At 43.5% G+C, this 17,948-nt stretch carries 17 protein-coding genes; 14 read left to right on the forward strand and 3 right to left on the reverse strand.

Annotated elements, in window-relative coordinates; genetic code table 11:
• Window positions 1-47: 47 nt before the first annotated feature.
• The 8 genes from JOD03_RS11905 to JOD03_RS11940 all read left to right on the forward strand — a co-directional run bounded on the left by JOD03_RS11905 (window position 48) and on the right by JOD03_RS11940 (window position 7,691).
• Window positions 48-1,031: an EAL domain-containing protein gene (locus JOD03_RS11905; protein WP_338032475.1), complete on the forward strand. Its 984-nt coding sequence runs from the start codon at window positions 48-50 to the stop codon at window positions 1,029-1,031.
• A gap of 75 nt (window positions 1,032-1,106) precedes the next feature.
• Window positions 1,107-1,568, forward strand: a complete 462-nt coding sequence (locus tag JOD03_RS11910; protein ID WP_204591422.1) for a MarR family winged helix-turn-helix transcriptional regulator — start codon at window positions 1,107-1,109, stop codon at window positions 1,566-1,568.
• A gap of 53 nt (window positions 1,569-1,621) precedes the next feature.
• On the forward strand, window positions 1,622-2,791 hold the full coding sequence (locus tag JOD03_RS11915; RefSeq protein ID WP_204591424.1) for a TraB/GumN family protein: 1,170 nt from the start codon (window positions 1,622-1,624) through the stop codon (window positions 2,789-2,791).
• Window positions 2,792-2,806: 15 nt separating this feature from the next.
• On the forward strand, window positions 2,807-3,757 hold the full coding sequence (locus JOD03_RS11920; protein ID WP_204591426.1) for a TRM11 family SAM-dependent methyltransferase: 951 nt from the start codon (window positions 2,807-2,809) through the stop codon (window positions 3,755-3,757).
• Window positions 3,758-3,885: 128 nt separating this feature from the next.
• Window positions 3,886-5,406, forward strand: coding sequence for an aldehyde dehydrogenase (gene adh, locus JOD03_RS11925; protein ID WP_204591428.1), 1,521 nt, complete (start codon window positions 3,886-3,888; stop codon window positions 5,404-5,406).
• A gap of 23 nt (window positions 5,407-5,429) precedes the next feature.
• Window positions 5,430-5,789, forward strand: coding sequence for a DUF779 domain-containing protein (locus tag JOD03_RS11930; protein ID WP_204591430.1), 360 nt, complete (start codon window positions 5,430-5,432; stop codon window positions 5,787-5,789).
• 68 nt (window positions 5,790-5,857) lie between these two features.
• A complete protein-coding gene (locus JOD03_RS11935) occupies window positions 5,858-6,148 on the forward strand; it encodes a DUF6509 family protein (RefSeq protein WP_204591432.1) in 291 nt (96 codons plus the stop codon).
• Window positions 6,149-6,152: 4 nt separating this feature from the next.
• Window positions 6,153-7,691 (forward strand): Mur ligase family protein, encoded by a 1,539-nt coding sequence (locus JOD03_RS11940; protein ID WP_204591433.1) that lies wholly within the window; start codon window positions 6,153-6,155, stop codon window positions 7,689-7,691.
• Between the two features lie 35 nt (window positions 7,692-7,726).
• Here JOD03_RS11940 and JOD03_RS11945 read toward each other — a convergent pair whose 3' ends face one another.
• Genes JOD03_RS11945 through corA form a run of 3 tightly spaced genes read right to left on the reverse strand, consistent with a single transcriptional unit; the run spans window position 7,727 to window position 10,152 of the window.
• Entirely contained in the window at window positions 7,727-8,452 is a 726-nt protein-coding gene (locus JOD03_RS11945; protein ID WP_204591434.1) for a DUF6904 family protein, read from the reverse strand.
• A 15-nt stretch (window positions 8,453-8,467) separates the two neighbouring features.
• On the reverse strand, window positions 8,468-9,175 hold the full coding sequence (gene rluF / locus JOD03_RS11950; protein WP_204591435.1) for a 23S rRNA pseudouridine(2604) synthase RluF: 708 nt from the start codon (window positions 9,173-9,175) through the stop codon (window positions 8,468-8,470).
• Window positions 9,176-9,186: 11 nt separating this feature from the next.
• On the reverse strand, window positions 9,187-10,152 hold the full coding sequence (corA, locus tag JOD03_RS11955) for a magnesium/cobalt transporter CorA (protein ID WP_204591436.1): 966 nt from the start codon (window positions 10,150-10,152) through the stop codon (window positions 9,187-9,189).
• Window positions 10,153-10,358: 206 nt separating this feature from the next.
• Between corA and JOD03_RS11960 the strand changes: the two genes are divergently transcribed.
• From JOD03_RS11960 to radA, 6 genes are all read left to right on the forward strand, one after another.
• A complete protein-coding gene (locus JOD03_RS11960; RefSeq protein ID WP_204591437.1) occupies window positions 10,359-11,660 on the forward strand; it encodes an NCS2 family permease in 1,302 nt (433 codons plus the stop codon).
• A 121-nt stretch (window positions 11,661-11,781) separates the two neighbouring features.
• Window positions 11,782-12,255, forward strand: a complete 474-nt coding sequence (locus tag JOD03_RS11965; RefSeq protein ID WP_204591438.1) for a CtsR family transcriptional regulator — start codon at window positions 11,782-11,784, stop codon at window positions 12,253-12,255.
• On the forward strand, window positions 12,255-12,776 hold the full coding sequence (locus JOD03_RS11970; protein WP_204591440.1) for a UvrB/UvrC motif-containing protein: 522 nt from the start codon (window positions 12,255-12,257) through the stop codon (window positions 12,774-12,776). The genes JOD03_RS11965 and JOD03_RS11970 overlap by 1 nt, the downstream gene beginning before the upstream one ends.
• A gap of 2 nt (window positions 12,777-12,778) precedes the next feature.
• Window positions 12,779-13,864 (forward strand): protein-arginine kinase McsB, encoded by a 1,086-nt coding sequence (locus tag JOD03_RS11975; RefSeq protein WP_204591442.1) that lies wholly within the window; start codon window positions 12,779-12,781, stop codon window positions 13,862-13,864.
• Window positions 13,854-16,316, forward strand: a complete 2,463-nt coding sequence (locus JOD03_RS11980) for an ATP-dependent Clp protease ATP-binding subunit (RefSeq protein ID WP_204591444.1) — start codon at window positions 13,854-13,856, stop codon at window positions 16,314-16,316. The genes JOD03_RS11975 and JOD03_RS11980 overlap by 11 nt, the downstream gene beginning before the upstream one ends.
• Before the next feature lie 106 nt (window positions 16,317-16,422).
• Window positions 16,423-17,793 (forward strand): DNA repair protein RadA, encoded by a 1,371-nt coding sequence (gene radA, locus JOD03_RS11985; protein WP_204591445.1) that lies wholly within the window; start codon window positions 16,423-16,425, stop codon window positions 17,791-17,793.
• Window positions 17,794-17,948: the final 155 nt, after the last annotated feature.

The raw sequence follows: 17,948 nt of genomic DNA on the forward strand, positions 1-17,948 counted from the left end.
CTAATAAAAATTAAGGGGTGACCTCAATGGGGTGTCAGGGGTGTCAAGTGAGTAATCTAAGCTACACTTTTCGATTTAAAGAACAACATAATCTTCTATTAGTTCCAGCTGTAATAGCTTTCTTAGAAAGAAATGAAGTACCTGTCAAATCCCAAGAAAATGAAGTGACTCTTCCCGAACATCACGTACCGGAAGTCGTCAACTTCTTTGAGGATCATCTTGAATTAGAACATATAGTGTTCAAAACAGAGCAAACGGACTGGTCTCCACTCTCAAATTTAAGTGGTTTTCTTGAAATGGGTTGGATCGATGAAATTATTCTTCAAGAGCGAGTGGAGTGTCATTTTCAGCCCATCGTACGTTCAGATGGTGCATTGTTTGGATATGAACTATTAGCACGTTTTACAGATTCTGAAGGGAATCCTATTTTTCCTAACGAAGCATTTGCAGCTGCAAAATCTCGTGGACGTTTATACGCTTTAGACCGGATGTGTCGAATGGCAGCTGTTCGTCATGCTGCTAGATTGGATCGAGTGAAAGCCTTTATTAACTTTATTCCAACATCTATCTACTCTCCTGAGTTTTGCTTGCGCAGCACAATGCAACTTGCCAGCAAATTAAATGTGGATCCGCAGCAATTAGTATTTGAAGTTGTAGAAACTGAACAAGTTGATGATGTCCAACATCTAAAGAACATACTGACGTACTACAAGGAAAAAGGGTTTATGTATGCACTAGATGATGTAGGAGAAGGGTTCAGCACACTAGAACTCTTAAAAGGAATTGAGCCGCACTACATGAAATTGGATCGTCAGTTCGTAACAGACGTGCATGCAGATGCGAACAAACAACGGGTTGCTAATGCATTTTTGCAACAGGCTCGTAAGATGGGAACAATTCCATTGGCAGAAGGAATTGAAACAAAAGAAGAATATGATTGGCTAAAAGCTGCTGGTTATGTGTTGTTTCAAGGATATTACATAGGAAGACCACAGGCAGAACCTGCATCTCAAGACGCTCTCAATTTCTGAGGCGTCTTTTTTTAGTGGCATCTACGAAAAGAGTCATGTAAAATGTTTAATTATAAACATCAAGGAGGATTTCAAATGGTAAAAATGAAGAAGAAACGTAAAAAAATTAAAAATCAAATCTTGACGACGATGCAACAAGCATCTTCTTTAGAGATTCAAGAACAGTTTCAACGTGTGACTTTGGAGTGGAGTAGAGCGATGGAGGCAGCATTTGCTGATCATTCTATTACATTTACACAATTCAATGCATTACGGAAAATTAAAGAACATCAACCATTGCACCAACAACAATTGAGCGACCTACTTTCTGTAACAAAAGGAAATGTAAGCCAAATGATAACGAGACTTGAAAAGGTCGGACTTGTGCAAACGGAGAAATCTGGGAACTTAAAACTACTTTCTCTGACTTCTAAAGGTGAGGAAGAAGTTTCTCGTCTAAACGATACGGCTGTAAGCGCAGATAAAGAATTTTTAACGTGCTGGACACCTGAAGAACAACAAGTGCTGAATGGTTTAGTGAAGAAAGCGCTTTCATAATAATAAGAAATTTCTGAAAATTATATGAAAATATGAAAAGGTGGGCAACTAGAATGGAAGAAACGATTACCCGCCTGGAAATAGACGGGAAAGAAATTATTCTAATTGGTGCTGCACACGTTTCAAAAGCCAGTGCTCTTGAGGTGAAAGAAGTGATTGAGAGAGAGCGCCCAGATGCAGTGTGTATTGAGTTGGATCAACAGCGCTACCAGTCTATACAACAAGGTGACAAGTGGAAGAACATGGACATCTTCAAAGTCATTAAAGAGAAGAAGGCAACTATGCTTTTGATGAACTTAGCGATTTCGTCTTTTCAAAATCGTATGGCGAAGCAATTTGATGTCACTCCTGGAGCTGAACAGATTCAAGGTATTGAAAGTGCGAGAGAAGTCGGGGCTGAGCTTGTACTAGCTGACCGAGACATTCAAGTGACGTTTGCACGTATTTGGGCAAACTTAGGGTTTTGGGGCAAATCGCAACTTCTAGCAGGTGTTGTCTTTGGGATTTTTGAGAAAGATACAATTACAGAAGAAGAGATGGAAAAAATGAAACAGCAAGATACGTTGCAAGCAGTTCTTGCTGAGTTTACCGAATCATTCCCTCGTCTAAAACAACCCCTTATTGATGAACGAGATCAATATCTGGCGCAAAAGATCAAAACAGCACCCGGAAACAAGATAGTTGCCGTATTAGGAGCTGCTCACGTTCCAGGTATTACTAAAGAGATTCACCATACTCATGACCTAGAAAAGCTGTCTGAACGTCCACCGAAATCGATTGTCCCAACGATTTTAGGTTGGGCTTTACCTGCCATTATCATCGCGTTGATTGTAGCAACATTTTTTGTGAATCCCGAAGCTGGCGCAAATCAAGCGCTGAGCTGGATACTCTGGACAGGCACGATGGCTGCAATTGGAGCTGCTGTTGCTTTTGGACACCCATTAGCGGTTCTATCTGCATTTTTCGCAGCACCTATCACAGCCTTGCATCCGATTTTGGCTTCAGGATGGGTGTCGGGACTTGTTCAAGCGTTTATGCGCAAGCCGACAGTGGGAGACTTTGAACGATTGTCTGAAGATGTCTTCACCGTGAAAGGTTTCTGGCGTAACAAAGTAACACGTGTTCTATTGGTGGTTGTATTAACGAATATCTTTGGCTCGATTGGAACAATTGTTGGTGGGGCAGATGTGATTCGCCAGTTTTTCGCCAATATTGGATTATAGAAAGTAGGCAGTAAGATGATGGCACCATTTTATATTTATACGTATGGATATAATCCAGAAGAGGGCGCACTTGCAGAAATGGAGATTCGAGCTTTTTTCGGTCAATCAACTGTGGGCAAAGTGATCGGATCTTCTGTATCCATCGACCCTTCTCGAAGTGTGTTCATTCGGGAGAAGTTACATGTCTTAAAATCAGCGGTAAGTGTTGACGAAATCATTGAGAGTGCAAAGGACTTTGGAGACGCACAGGAGTCTTACAAAGTTGTATTCATGAAGCACGAAGGGACGACATCATTTTTAAATGAACAGCGCCTCCAACTTGCACGTACCATAGGGAATGAGATGCCGGGTCCCCTAGAGATGAAGACACCTGATCAAGTGTACGCCGTTACAGTTTATGAGGGACGATGGTATTTCGGGCTACTCGAGAGAAGTCGGCCAGTTTGGATGGAGCACGTAGCAAAACCACAAGGGTATTCAACGGCTTTAAATGCGAGAACGGCACGGACGCTCGTCAATATTGCGAACCCCCATGCGCGCGACCTTGCCTTAATCGATCCATGTTGTGGTATTGGCACGGTTCTAGTGGAGGCAGCATCAATGGGGATGTTCGTCAAAGGAAGAGATAAAAATCCACTTGCTTGTGTCGGAGCGCGTGAAAATCTTGAACACTACAATTACCCGGTTCCTATTGATGTAGAGATACGAGCAATTCAAGAGGAAGAAGGTCACTATGATGTGGCATTTTTAGATCTTCCCTACAATCTCTACACGCACTCTACGGAAACGCAACAACACGACTTAATTAGACATGCCGCCCGACTTGCGGACAAAGTAATTATCGTGACGATTGAGTCTATGGATACGGCGATTGAAGCGGCGGGCCTCAGAGTAGTGGATAGAGCTACTACGACCAAACAACGCTTCACAAGAGAAATAGTAGTATGCGAAACGTCTAATCGGTAACCACCGATTAGGCGTTTTTGTTTGACTTCAAAACATTTTATTGAAATATTCCATATAATCTGACAAAATAGAAGGTGGGAGAAATGTAAGCGTATTCATTACGCAAATTAACCAAAGGAGAGATAAGAATGGTTTATAAGTTTCCGAATACGGACGGCGCAGTCGTTCACTTCAAAGAGCAATACGATAACTACATTAATGGGAAATGGACTGCTCCAGTCAAGGGTCAATATTTTGAAAATGTAACACCTGTAACTGGGAAAGTATTTACGAAGATTGCCCGTTCAACTTCTGAAGACATTGACTTAGCACTAGATGCTGCACATGCTGCAAAGGATAGTTGGGGAACTACTTCTGTTGCAGAACGCGCAGTGATTTTAAATAAAATTGCAGACCGCATTGAGGAAAACTTAGAACTACTTGCCGTTGCTGAGACATGGGATAACGGGAAAGCTGTTCGTGAGACTCTAAATGCAGATTTACCACTTGCTATCGATCACTTCCGTTATTTTGCAGGTGCGATTCGAGCACAAGAAGGAAACTTAAGTCAAATCGATAACAATACGGTAGCGTATCACTTCCACGAGCCACTTGGAGTTGTAGGGCAGATCATTCCTTGGAACTTCCCGATCTTAATGGCAGTATGGAAACTTGCGCCGGCACTAGCTGCTGGAAACTGTGTAGTACTGAAGCCAGCTGAACAAACTCCGGCTTCAATTCTTGTATTAATGGAATTAATCGAAGACATATTACCTCCAGGGGTTATCAATATCGTGAATGGATTTGGATTAGAAGCTGGGAAACCACTTGCTTCAAGCCCGCGTATTGCAAAAATCGCTTTCACAGGTGAGACGACTACAGGTCGCTTGATCATGCAGTATGCTTCTCAAAACTTGATTCCTGTAACACTTGAGCTTGGTGGGAAATCGCCAAATATCTTCTTCGAGGACATCATGGACAAAGACGATGCTTTCCTGGATAAAGCAGTTGAAGGATTTGTTCTCTTCGCACTGAATCAAGGAGAAGTGTGTACTTGTCCATCCCGAGCGCTTATCCAAGAATCAATCTACGATAAATTTATGGAAAAAGTTCTGAAGCGTGTAGAAGCGATTGCTACAGGAAATCCACTTGATCCGAACACAATGATGGGTGCACAAGCATCAACAGAGCAAATGGAAAAAATCTTGTCGTACCTAGATATCGGGAAGCAAGAAGGCGCAGAATGTTTAGCGGGTGGAGAGCGCAACGATTTAGGTGGCGACTTTGCAGAAGGCTACTACATCAAGCCGACTGTTTTCAAAGGACATAATAAGATGCGAATCTTCCAAGAAGAAATTTTCGGACCGGTTGTATCGGTTACGACTTTCAAAACAAAAGAAGAAGCTCTTGAGATTGCAAATGATACATTATATGGCCTAGGTTCTGGTGTGTGGACACGTGATATGAACACAGCATACCGTTTCGGCCGTGGCATCCAAGCAGGTCGTGTATGGACGAACTGTTACCATGCGTATCCTGCACACGCAGCATTTGGAGGATACAAGATGTCTGGTATCGGACGCGAGAATCACTTGATGATGCTCAGTCACTATCAACAGACAAAGAACCTACTTGTATCGTATGATGAAAACAAACTAGGATTCTTCTGATCTCCTAGTAGGAGGTGAAGACGATGACAGAACGCGTTGTAGCGACAGAAGCCGCCCTTGATTTGATTGCGCTGCTCACTGACAAGCACGGCCCTGTAATGTTTCATCAGTCTGGAGGGTGTTGTGATGGATCTTCTCCAATGTGCTACCCAGAAGGGGACTTATTGATTGGAGACCAGGACATTTATCTCGGTGAAATCGGAGGTGCCAAGTTCTATATCCATAAAAATCAATTTGAGTACTGGAAACATACGCAATTGATTATTGATGTGGTGGATGGACGAGGTGGGATGTTTTCACTAGAAGGTGTGGAAGGTAAACGATTCCTCACAAGGTCCCGGGCATTCACGGCAGAAGAGAATAAAGAGCTCCAAAATACCTAATCGAATGGCTCCTCCTTTATGGGAGGAGTTTTTTTTGTATAATGGAGGCATGGACAAGGAGGATGACCATGCAAATCGAATCATTTGAAGTGGAAAAACTACATGACCCAACTGGAATTGTAGAAGGAGACCGCTATGAATTTTTAATTGGCCTCGTATATGACGAGGAGGATGAACTATTTGAAGAGACCGACTCCATTGATGTACGTGTCATCTTTGCAGACGATTCAAAAGGACAGCGAATTGCTCAAGCACATTTTATTGACCGGACAACCGCGAAAGTGCTAGATTTTGAGCTGGAGCAAGAAGAGTTAGAGACACTCCTGGCGTTTTGCCAAGAGCACTACAAAGAGGGGTGACGAAATGAAGTTTTCACATATTTTGCCTGTAATCGGAATTGAGCAAAAACGAAATGAACAAGATATCGAAATTACAGGGCTTGCTTACAACTCCCGTAATGTGAAGCCTGGAGATGTATTTGTTTGTATGCGCGGAGTAAAGGCAGATGGTCATACATTTGCCAAATCAGCAGTTGAGGCGGGTGCTGTAGCGCTAGTTGTGGAAGAATTTATTGATGGGGTAGATGTCCCTCAATACCGCGTGAAGGATGCGCGCAGCAGTTTGGCGGCGCTTGCCGATGCATACTACTCTCACCCGACACAGCATATGAAAACAATCGGAATCACAGCTACAAACGGAAAGACGTCCACGTCATTCATGGCCAATGCTATTTTAGAAGAGCATGGGCTTCAAACTGGTCTCATTGGGACAGTTGTTGTCAAGATTGGTGACAAGGCGGAGCCTTCAGAATTAACCACACCAGAATCTCTGGATCTACAACGCTATTTTTCTGAAATGGTGGAATCAGACATCCAACACGTCGTAATGGAAGTATCTTCTTCAGCACTCGAACTAGACCGAGTTGGCAGTGTTGATTTTGATATTGTGACATTCAATAACATCAGCCGTGAACATATCGACCTGCATTCTTCATTTGAGAACTATGTGATGCATAAATCAAAGCTTGTCACACGTGCAGGCGTTGATAAAGTAGCGATCTTGAATTTAGATGATTCCTATTCTGCAGCTTTGCAAGATCAGACAGATGCTTTTGTAGTGACAATCGGTGTGGAAAGTGAAGAAGCGGATATTCGTTGTGTAGACCTTGATTTATCAACAGGACGTGCAGAGTTCACAGTGTCGATTGCAGACACGCTTGAAACACCGCAAGGTACAATTCCACAAGGTGATTTTAGAGTATCGTTAGGAACACCAGGCTATCATTCTGTTTATAACTCGCTAGTGTCAATTGCGATTGGATTATTATGTGATGCCCCAATTGAGACGATTCAACGTGCGATGAAAAACTTTGCAGGGGTTGAACGTCGTTTCGAGATGATTTTTGAAGAGAGCTTCAAAATCTTTGATGACCACTTTGCAAACAGCGGAAATATCGATATTACCCTTAGTACGCTTGAAAAGATGGACTACAAAAACTTGAAGCTTGTGTATGCGATTCGCGGAGATCGAGGTGTTACAGTGAATCGTGAAAATGCGGAGGCAATTGTTCGCTGGGCACCTAAGCTTGGGCTGACAGAAGTCATTGCAACCAGCAGTAAATCCGATGTCACGGCAAAAGATGTTGTGGCAGAGGAGGAGAAAGCTGTATTCCTTGATGTCATGGAAGCTGCGGGAATCAAAGTTCATTTGTTCGATGAGCTCCCAGAAGCAGTTCGACAAGGGCTGCACCAAGCAGAAGACAACGATGTTGTTTTGCTAGCAGGGTGCCAAGGGATGGACTATGGTGCAAAGTATGCTTTAGAAGAACTTTCTTCAATGCATCCAGAATTAGATAAAGAAAAGTTATTCAAACCGCTCGCTACACGTGTGGCGGGGGTATAACGAAAAGACCTGAAGCGATGGCTTCAGGTCTTTTTTTACCACTCAATATCGTCATAATCTGGATAATCCGCTGTTAATTTGATGTTGTGCACAGCGCTCTTTGTTTTATTTGCTTCTGCAACAACTTTTTGTTTAAAGACTTCATAATCATTCCCACCAACGATGATGCTGCGTGCGATTTTCGGCAGCAAGACTTTGCGTTCTTCTTTCGGTACATTTAAATAAGACAAAGCCAACATATCGACGTACTGGGTTGCATAATCTTCTGTTGAACGTTCGGGTGACAAAAGCGCTTGCTTCACATCCGAAAAATCCTCGTCTGGCATCGCGATTTCTAAGGCTTCGATGACTTTTGCTTGAAATAAGCGGACTTCCATCGTGTAGAGATGAAGATGTGGGTGCTTGATGTTCTTGCTGCGCAACAAGACAAAATCATTTAACCCAAATGCTGTGAATAGAAGTTCTGGCCATAACATTTTATAGCCAAAGTATACGTTGCGCTCTGGAGTGATCATTCCTTTTTCTTTTAGTTGATCACGAGTTGCTCCATTGGAGACAACTATTACTTCTTCTTTCCCTTTACGTGCCGCAGCTAATTTGATTAATGCCGCGGTAAGGCGATCATGTGTACTTTGATAATCGTAGAATTTATTAGTGTCTCCAATTAGATCGAAAGCCGCCGTAAGGAAAGCGTCGAAATCCCAAATGTCTCCGCTGATGGTTGCGCCTGTTGCATAAGGTGTAGATTGAATCGTTAACATCCTGCATCTCTCCCTTTATGAACGTTTCGGTTGATAGTTGAGCAGTTTGAACAGTTCCTGCTTTTCGTCTTCCGTTAAATTACGCCATTTACCGATGGGTAAGCTTCCAAGTTCGATGTTCATGATACGCACGCGTTGTAATCGTTTAATAGTGAACCCGAGCGCGGAACACATGCGGCGGATTTGTCGGTTGAGCCCTTGGGTCAGAATGATGGAAAATGTATACGGCCCAAGTTTTTTCACTTTTGCTGGCTTTGTGACGGTATCTAAAATCTTCACGCCCGTTGCCATTTTTTCTAAAAATGTCTCCGTCAGACGTTCATTCACTGTCACGATGTACTCTTTATCATGCTCATTTTCAGAGCGAAGAATTTCATTGACGATGTCGCCGTCATTCGTCAAAAGAATTAAGCCATCCGAATCTTTATCGAGCCGTCCTACGTGAAAAATACGCTTTTCATGATTGACGAAATCAATGATGTTTCCTTCGATATGGCGCTCTGTCGTACTCGTAATTCCTACAGGCTTGTTTAAAGCTAGATAGACGAGCTCTTGTTCTTGAGAAATCACTTTCCCGTCGACCTTTACTTCATCGCCAGCCTCTATTCGACTTCCTAGTTCTGCAGGCTTGCCATTGATCATTACACGGCCATCTAAAATCCACTGATCGGCCCCTCTGCGAGAAACAATTCCTGCTTCAGCTAAATATTTATTGATACGCATGGCGTACCTCCTTATTGATTTTTGAATAATTTAAACCAGCCTTTATAAGTAAACCAGGTGAGCATTCCACCTGCAATCATAAACATGAATAACAATACCCCGTAATAGCCTAACGACCAATTAAGTTCCGGCATATTTGTAAAGTTCATCCCGTAAACCCCTGCGACGAATGTGAGCGGGATGAAGACGGTGGATACAATTGTAAGTGTCATCATGATTCGGTTCATTCGGCTAGCGTTCATCGACATATGACTATCCCGTATATCCGCTGTCAAATCTCGATTGGAATCGATCATTTCAGATAGTTTGATAAGGTGATCGTAAATATCTTCGAAATAGGTGCGCTCTTCCTGCGAAAAATTCAAGCGTGAAGACGCAAGCATTCTATAAAGTAAATCTCGCATTGGATTGATTGTTCGTCTCAGGTGCAATAAATCACTACGAATTTCGAAGACTCGGTTCATAGAAAATTGGTCATGATGCCTGGACATGTCATCCTCGACAATATTTAAATAATCCTCAATTTTGTAGATGATGGGGAAGTAATGATCCACTACTTTATCGATGATTTGATACAGAGCGTGCATAGCGCCTCTTTTCCAAGACTTCGTACTATGAATAAGACGGTCAAGTGCCTCGTCAAGTTCATGCATTTCTTCATAATGGAACGTTACGACAAAATTTCCTCCAACAAAGACGTCTAACTCTTCTGCTTCCATCGTCTTTTCGTTATATGTATGTAGCACAAAAAAGGTATGACGGTCATAATTATCGAGTTTAGGTCGCTGCAAATCATGCAGGCAGTCCTCTATTGCGAGCGGGTGAAATTGAAAAAAGTCTCGTAATAGATTTTGCTCGTCAATGGAAGGGTTGCTAATATCGACCCAATACCACTCGAACAAATTATCTTGTAATTGATCCAAAGAAAAGTTTTGAATCAGTTCGTGATCCGTTGTCACTCCTACTGTGCGAATCATAAAACCACCTCCTGCTTGTTCTATCATACCCGCTTCTAGCGGAAGTCAAAAGTATTTCTCGTCAATGAAATGATAGCAAAACACGAACCATCTTCTAATTAGGAGATGGTTTTTTCGTGTTTCTTTTGAAAAAGGGTTGCAATTCAATATAAAAGCGAATAATATTGTTAAGTATCTCAAAAATGTTCGTATTTAGGAGAGTTCATATGTTTCGTTTACAGCAACATGGCACAACTGTTAAAACAGAAGTTGTAGCTGGAATTACCACTTTTCTTACAATGGTTTATATAGTCATCGTCAACCCCGTTATTTTGGCGGAAGCAGGCGTTCCGTTTGATCAAGTTTTCTTAGCCACTATCATAGCCGCCGTCGTTGGTACGTTATGGATGGCGCTATTTGCGAATTATCCGATTGCCATCGCTCCAGGAATGGGATTAAATGCTTTCTTCACCTATACAGTCGTTATTTCCTCGAATGGACAAATCGATTATTTAACGGCTTTCTCTGCAGTGTTCATCGCCGGTATTATCTTTGTTATTTTGTCATTAACGTCTTTACGTGAAAAGTTGATTATCAGCATTCCATCCAACTTGAAGCACGGTATCACGGCGGGAATCGGATTGTTCATATCATTTATTGGACTGCGCATGTCTACAATCGTTGAAGCGCATGAAACGAACTTAGTGAAACTCGGGGATTTAACAAGCCCAGCTGTTCTACTCACGTTGTTTGGTCTACTTGTGACACTAATTTTGATGGTGCGCAATGTGTACGGCGCCATCTTTTACGGGATGGTGGCGACAGGGGTCGTTGCCTTCTTCACCGGTCAATTGAAGTTCGATGGATTCTTTGAAATCCCTTCCTTACCAGAAGGCATTCTTGTTTGGAATCCCGTCACAGCTTTTTTAGACGTCATTCAATTCGGCATGCTTGGGATTGTCGTGTCCTTTGTATTAGTGACCTTGTTTGATACAACCGGAACAATGGTCGGCGTTGCCAAACAAGCCGGGCTCATGAAGGGGGAACGTCTTCCACGAGCTCGTCAAGCACTCCTTGCCGATTCTGTTGCGACTACGGTAGGTTCTATGTTCGGAACGAGCCCAACGACTGCCTACATTGAGTCTTCTTCAGGAGTAGCTGTTGGCGGACGTACAGGTCTGACTACATTGACTGTAGGAATTCTCTTTATCATCGCTGCGTTTCTCGGTCCATTTGTTGCGGCTCTTTCTGGAGTGGCGGCGATCACAGCACCAGCTTTGATTATCATTGGGTCATTGATGATTGGGGCTGTGAAGCATATTGAGTGGGATGCGTTTGATGAGGCATTTCCTGCATTCATTGTAATTTTGGCAATGCCGCTCACGTCGAGTATTGCAACAGGAATCGAACTTGGGTTTATCATCTATCCGATTCTAAAAATAGTGCAAGGCCGTTATAAAGAAGTACATCCACTCCTTTATATCTTCGCTGTCTTGTTCTTGTTCCAGCTGATTTATCTTCCCCATTAATATAGAGAAGCATGCCGATTTCTCGGCATGCTTTTTTATTTGGAGTCAAAACAATTGCACGCTACAAAGTGAATTCGTATAATAAAGTCAAAGATAGTCAAAGTCAGTAGGAGGTGACACCATGAAAAATATCTCAGATATTATTGAAGGGTATTTGAAAAGTATTATCGAATCTACTAATCAAGGGCAGATTGAAATAAAACGCAATGAAGTCGCGGAGAAATTTCAATGCGTCCCCTCGCAAATTAATTATGTAATTAATACACGGTTCACTGTAGATCGTGGCTATATAGTTGAAAGTAAGCGAGGTGGAGGTGGGTATATACGTATCTTCCGCTTAGAGGCGACCGAACAGACAGATGTCATTCGGGATATGTTAGATGCTCTTGAAAACGGGGCATCTGAATCCATGGTGGAAGACATGGTCTACCGCCTGCTTGACTTAGACATGATTTCAAAACGAGAAGCAAAACTAATTGTTGCGGCGTGTGCACGGTCTACCTTGTCAGTTCCGTTGCCACTACGTGATCAATTGAGAGGGCGGGTCGCTCAAGCGATGCTTCTTACGTTACTTCACGAAAAGGAGGGTCGCTGATGATTTGTGAAAACTGTAAACAACGTCCTGCACATGTCAAAATGACGGTTACGCAGAACGGAGAACCATTCACGCGACATCTCTGTGATGTCTGTGCAAGTCAGTTACACCCTTTTCAAAACCAGCAAGATCCATTAACGGTTCATCAACTGCTCACGAACTTGTTTACACCTGAACAAACAAAAACACAAGCTAGTCGTGAAAAAAGTCAGTGGAGCTGTCCGAATTGTGGCTGGACCTATGAACGCTTTGTGCATCGCGGGAAATTTGGCTGTGCAGAATGTTATGAGACATTTGGCAATGCCTTACCCCCTGTCATGAAGCGACTACACAACGGCAATGCTGAACACATCGGCCAAGTTCCAGAAGCATATGAAGAGACGCGCGATTTGAAGCGTCGCATTGAAGACATTCGGTCTCGTATGCAACAAGCAATCGCTGAAGAAGAGTTTGAAACAGCCGCCACTCTCCGTGACCAAGCAAGAGAGCTTGAGGCGAAACTCTCAAAAGGAGGCGATTGACAGTGGATATGAATCGCTTTTTAAAAAATCAAGTGACCAGTTGGATGGAAAGCTCAGGAGAATATGCGGATATTGTCATGAGCACGCGCATCCGATTGGCTCGAAATATAGAAGGTTTTAAGTTTCCTCTGGCATTTACTGAGGACGAGGCGCATAAAATCGAACAGACTGTCTCAGGCATTTTGCTTGACCAGGAAAACTTATCGCACGAGTTTACGTCTTATCAGATGAAGCAATTAGATGCACTCGATAAACAAGTCTTGATTGAAAAACATTTAATCAGCCCAAGCTTAATTGAATCTGAGCATGAAGCGGCAGCTGTCATTTCTGAAGATGAATCTCTTAGCATCATGATCAACGAAGAAGATCATTTGCGCATACAGTGCATACTCCCTGGTCTTCAATTAGAAGAGGCGTACAAACAAGCGCGGGAAATCGACCGGACACTTGACCGCAATGTTCGCTATGCGTTTGATGAGAAGTATGGTTATTTAACGACATGCCCGACCAATACAGGAACAGGTCTCCGTGCGTCCGTCATGATGCACTTGCCGGCCTTGACCGCTACGAAACAAATGGCTCGTATCGCACCTATCATCAACCGTCTTGGCATGGTTGTGCGAGGCATTTATGGAGAAGGCAGTGAAGCTCTCGGGAATGTCTACCAAGTATCCAACCAAGTAACACTAGGTAAAGCGGAAGTCGAGATTTTACAAGAACTGAAAGGCTTGACGACCCAATTGATTGAAAAAGAACGGGAAGCGCGCGAAGCACTGCTTTCCCATTCACGCATAACGCTAGAGGATAAGTTGTTTCGCTCACTAGGCACACTGCGCTACGCCCGGATGTTGACGACAGAAGAAGCAGCACAATGTCTATCCGACGTCCGGTTAGCAATCGACTTAGCTATCATTCCAAACGTCAACAAAACGATTTTGAATGAATGTATGGTATTTATGCAGCCTGGATTTTTACAGCACTATGCCGGTTCTACATTGTCCCCGAAAGACCGCGATGTGTTTCGGGCAAAAATGATTAGGGAACGGTTGACTATAGAAGAAAAAGGAGAGAACTCATATGATGTTTAATCGTTTTACACAGCGCTCACAAAAAGTACTTCAACTCGCTCAAGAAGAAGCGATTCGTTTAAAGCATGAAGCAATTGGCACTGAACATATTTTGTTAGGTCTGATTCGTGAAGGGAACGGCATTGCGGCGAAAGCGTTAGAGGCTAGTAATGTCGACCCAAAAGCGATTGAAGAAGGCATTGAAGAATTAGTCGGAACGGGCGAAAAAGATGTCGGTCCGATTGTGCACTATACACCACGTGCTAAAAAAGTCATTGAACTCTCAGTCGACGAATCACGTAAACTTGGCCATTCTTATATTGGGACAGAACATTTGTTACTTGCACTGATTCGTGAAGGGGAAGGTGTAGCGGCTCGCGTTCTAAGTAACGCTGGTATCAGCTTAAACAAAGCACGTCAACAAGTGCTTCACTTACTCGGTAGCAGTGAACAAGCAAACAATTCATCTTCGACATCGTCTGCCGCAACTGCAAGCACGCCAACGCTTGACGGTCTTGCGCGTGACCTTACACAGATTGCACGTGAAGGCACATTGGATCCAGTGATTGGTCGTAGCAAAGAAATTACGCGTGTGATTGAAATTTTAGCGCGTCGTACAAAGAACAACCCAGTGCTTATTGGAGAGCCTGGTGTTGGTAAGACCGCAATCGCAGAAGGACTTGCGCAGCAAATCGTACACAACGAAGTGCCTGAAATCTTGCGTGACAAACGCGTTATGACACTGGATATGGGGACGGTTGTAGCAGGTACGAAATACCGCGGAGAATTTGAAGATCGCTTGAAAAAAGTAATGGATGAAATTCGCCAAGCAGGCAACATCATCTTGTTCATTGATGAACTTCACACATTGATTGGTGCAGGGGGAGCAGAAGGTGCGATTGACGCATCTAACATTCTAAAACCAGCACTAGCACGTGGTGAACTGCAATGTATCGGTGCGACAACACTTGATGAGTACCGCAAATACATTGAAAAAGATGCGGCTTTAGAACGTCGTTTCCAGCCAATCCAAGTGGACGAACCATCTGTTGAAGAAGCGATTCAAATCATCTATGGTCTGCGCGACCGTTACGAAGCGCATCACCGTGTGAAAATCACAGATGCAGCGGTAGAAGCGGCAGTTAAAATGTCAGACCGCTATATTTCGGACCGTTTCCTACCGGATAAAGCAATTGATCTGATTGATGAAGCAGGGTCGAAAGTACGCCTACGCTCATACACGACACCGCCGAACTTAAAAGAGATGGAACAACAACTTGAAAGCTTACGTTCTGAGAAAAACGCAGCCGTACAAAGCCAAGAGTTTGAAAAGGCTGCATCGTTCCGCGATAAAGAACAAAAGTTAAAAGAAGAACTTGAGAAATTGAAAGACAACTGGAAAGAAAAGCAAGGGAAAGCAGAAACAGAAGTGACTGTCGAAGATATCGCAACTGTCGTTTCGATGTGGTCAGGTGTACCGGTCTCAAAACTGGCGCAAACGGAGTCAGACAAACTGTTGAAACTCGAAGATACATTGCACAAACGCGTCATCGGACAATCGGAAGCAGTCGATGCCATTTCTCGTGCGATTCGTCGAGCACGTGCTGGACTTAAAGATCCAAAACGTCCAATCGGTTCATTTATTTTCTTAGGGCCAACTGGTGTTGGTAAAACAGAACTTGCGCGTGCACTCGCTGAAGTAATGTTTGGAGATGAAGATTCGATGATTCGTATCGATATGTCTGAGTACATGGAGAAACACTCGACATCTCGCTTAGTCGGTTCACCTCCAGGGTATGTTGGCTTTGATGAGGGGGGTCAATTGACGGAGAAAGTGCGTCGCAAACCTTACTCTGTCATCTTATTAGATGAAATTGAAAAAGCGCACCCAGATGTATTTAACATCTTGCTTCAAGTGTTAGAAGATGGGCGTTTGACAGATTCGAAAGGACGTACAGTCGACTTCCGTAATACAGTGGTCATCATGACTTCAAACGTCGGAGCAGACGCTGTGAAGTACAACAAGTACGTTGGTTTCAATCTTCAAGAAGCAGGTTCTTCTAAAGACTATAAAGACATGAAGTCAAAAATGCTTGAAGAGTTGAAAAAAGCATTCCGCCCAGAGTTCTTGAACCGTCTCGATGAGATGATTGTGTTCCACTCATTAGAGCGCGAACACTTGAAAGAGATTGTCACACTTATGGCGAATCAGTTAACGAAACGCCTAAAAGAGCAAGATATCGAGCTGGAACTTACAGAAGCAGCAAAAGATAAAATTGCTAAAGAAGGGTATGACCCAGACTACGGAGCACGTCCATTACGCCGTGCGTTACAAAAGCACGTTGAAGATCGTTTATCAGAAGAAATTCTAAAAGGCGAAGTGCTGACAGGTCAATACATCATCTTTGATGTTGAAAATGATGAATTTGTCGTTCGTACAGAAAAAGCTCAAGCTGAAACTGTAACGGAATAGAAGCACGTTAGCACCCCGTTTCTTTGCAGGAATGGGGTGCTATTTTTCGTATAGAAGAAAGTACGGTATACTGAGAACTAGAACACCCGTTCCTAAGGAGGACTTTATGGCAAAGAGAAAAACAAAATTTATGTGTAATGATTGTGGCTATGAATCACCAAAATGGATGGGAAAATGTCCAGGGTGCGGTCACTGGAATACGATGGTGGAAGAAGTGGAGGTCGTCAGCAAAGGGCCGAAACGTTCTTTTGTAACATCTGATGGACCGAGTATGAAAGCGACGCCGATTGTTTCGGTGGAAACACAAGAAGAACCACGAGTGGATACGTCACTTGAAGAACTGAACCGTGTGCTAGGTGGTGGGATTGTCCCAGGCTCCTTAGTCCTTATCGGTGGAGACCCGGGGATCGGCAAGTCTACGTTACTCCTTCAAGTATCTTCGCTCCTCGCGAATAAAAATATGCGCACACTCTACATTTCCGGAGAGGAATCCGTTCGCCAAACTAAATTACGTGCGGAACGACTCGGGGTCGCATCGAGCGAGCTGTATCTGTATGCAGAGACAAACCTTGAACTGATCAATGAAACGATTGAACAAGTAGAACCGAAGTTTGTCATCATCGACTCGATTCAAACTGTTCATCATCCAGATGTCACGAGTGCACCTGGTAGTGTGTCTCAAGTGCGTGAATGTACGGCAGAAATGATGCGTATTGCGAAAACGAAAAATATTGCCATCTTCTTGGTTGGTCACGTGACGAAAGAAGGGCAGATTGCAGGGCCGCGTCTTCTTGAACATATGGTGGATACCGTATTGTATTTTGAAGGAGAACGTCATCATACGTACCGCATTTTACGCTCACAAAAAAATCGTTTTGGGTCCACGAATGAAATTGCGATTTTCGAAATGGTACAAGCGGGGTTAAAAGAAGTGTTGAACCCGTCGGAACTGTTCTTACAGGAACGGTCGCACGGAGCGCCTGGTTCGGCAATTGTCGCGTCAATGGAAGGTACCCGACCGATTTTGGTTGAAATCCAGGCGCTGGTCACCCAGTCGAGTTTCAACTATCCAAAGCGTATGGCAACAGGTGTCGATCAAAACCGTGTTTCATTGTTAATGGCCGTGTTAGAGAAACGAATGGGTATGCTTTTACAGTCGCAAGATGCTTATATCAAAGTAGCGGGTGGGGTAAAGCTCGACGAACCATCCATTGACCTTGCCATACTAGTAAGTGTTGTCTCTAGTTTCCGCGACACCGGTGCAAACCCAACAGACGTCTTTATCGGTGAAGTAGGACTGACAGGTGAAATCCGTCGCGTGTCTCGTATTGAACAACGCGTGCAGGAAGCGGCGAAACTTGGTTTCAAACGTGCGATTGTGCCGGCGAGTAATTTAGGAGGTTGGGATTATCCAGCGGGCATCAGTGTGATTGGTGTAGAGACTGTGAATGAGGCTATGAAATTAGCATTTAATTAGATGTGGAGAACGCCATTTTTTAGTAGGTTCAATCTCTGGCGATCCGGCAGTGAGTTCCCAGGGGAGCATACCGGAGCCCAATGTCATCAAGCTAACAATACATTTTCTGTAAGTTATATTTCTGACTTTCCAAACAAATTACTTGACTTTTCAAA

The organism is Chryseomicrobium aureum (genome assembly GCF_016909155.1).
Taxonomy (GTDB): Bacteria; Bacillota; Bacilli; order Bacillales_A; family Planococcaceae; genus Chryseomicrobium; species Chryseomicrobium aureum.

What these genes read in the sequence shown, in the direction of transcription:
- JOD03_RS11910 (WP_204591422.1), top strand. Translation starts at nt 1,107, where the DNA reads ATGGTAAAAATGAAGAAGAAACGTAAAAAAATTAAAAATCAAATCTTG.
- JOD03_RS11915 (WP_204591424.1), top strand. Translation starts at nt 1,622, where the DNA reads ATGGAAGAAACGATTACCCGCCTGGAAATAGACGGGAAAGAAATTATT.
- JOD03_RS11920 (WP_204591426.1), top strand. Translation starts at nt 2,807, where the DNA reads ATGATGGCACCATTTTATATTTATACGTATGGATATAATCCAGAAGAG.
- adh (WP_204591428.1), top strand. Translation starts at nt 3,886, where the DNA reads ATGGTTTATAAGTTTCCGAATACGGACGGCGCAGTCGTTCACTTCAAA.
- JOD03_RS11930 (WP_204591430.1), top strand. Translation starts at nt 5,430, where the DNA reads ATGACAGAACGCGTTGTAGCGACAGAAGCCGCCCTTGATTTGATTGCG.
- JOD03_RS11935 (WP_204591432.1), top strand. Translation starts at nt 5,858, where the DNA reads ATGCAAATCGAATCATTTGAAGTGGAAAAACTACATGACCCAACTGGA.
- JOD03_RS11940 (WP_204591433.1), top strand. Translation starts at nt 6,153, where the DNA reads ATGAAGTTTTCACATATTTTGCCTGTAATCGGAATTGAGCAAAAACGA.
- JOD03_RS11945 (WP_204591434.1), bottom strand. Translation starts at nt 8,452, where the DNA reads ATGTTAACGATTCAATCTACACCTTATGCAACAGGCGCAACCATCAGC.
- rluF (WP_204591435.1), bottom strand. Translation starts at nt 9,175, where the DNA reads ATGCGTATCAATAAATATTTAGCTGAAGCAGGAATTGTTTCTCGCAGA.
- corA (WP_204591436.1), bottom strand. Translation starts at nt 10,152, where the DNA reads ATGATTCGCACAGTAGGAGTGACAACGGATCACGAACTGATTCAAAAC.
- JOD03_RS11960 (WP_204591437.1), top strand. Translation starts at nt 10,359, where the DNA reads ATGTTTCGTTTACAGCAACATGGCACAACTGTTAAAACAGAAGTTGTA.
- JOD03_RS11965 (WP_204591438.1), top strand. Translation starts at nt 11,782, where the DNA reads ATGAAAAATATCTCAGATATTATTGAAGGGTATTTGAAAAGTATTATC.
- JOD03_RS11970 (WP_204591440.1), top strand. Translation starts at nt 12,255, where the DNA reads ATGATTTGTGAAAACTGTAAACAACGTCCTGCACATGTCAAAATGACG.
- JOD03_RS11980 (WP_204591444.1), top strand. Translation starts at nt 13,854, where the DNA reads ATGATGTTTAATCGTTTTACACAGCGCTCACAAAAAGTACTTCAACTC.
- radA (WP_204591445.1), top strand. Translation starts at nt 16,423, where the DNA reads ATGGCAAAGAGAAAAACAAAATTTATGTGTAATGATTGTGGCTATGAA.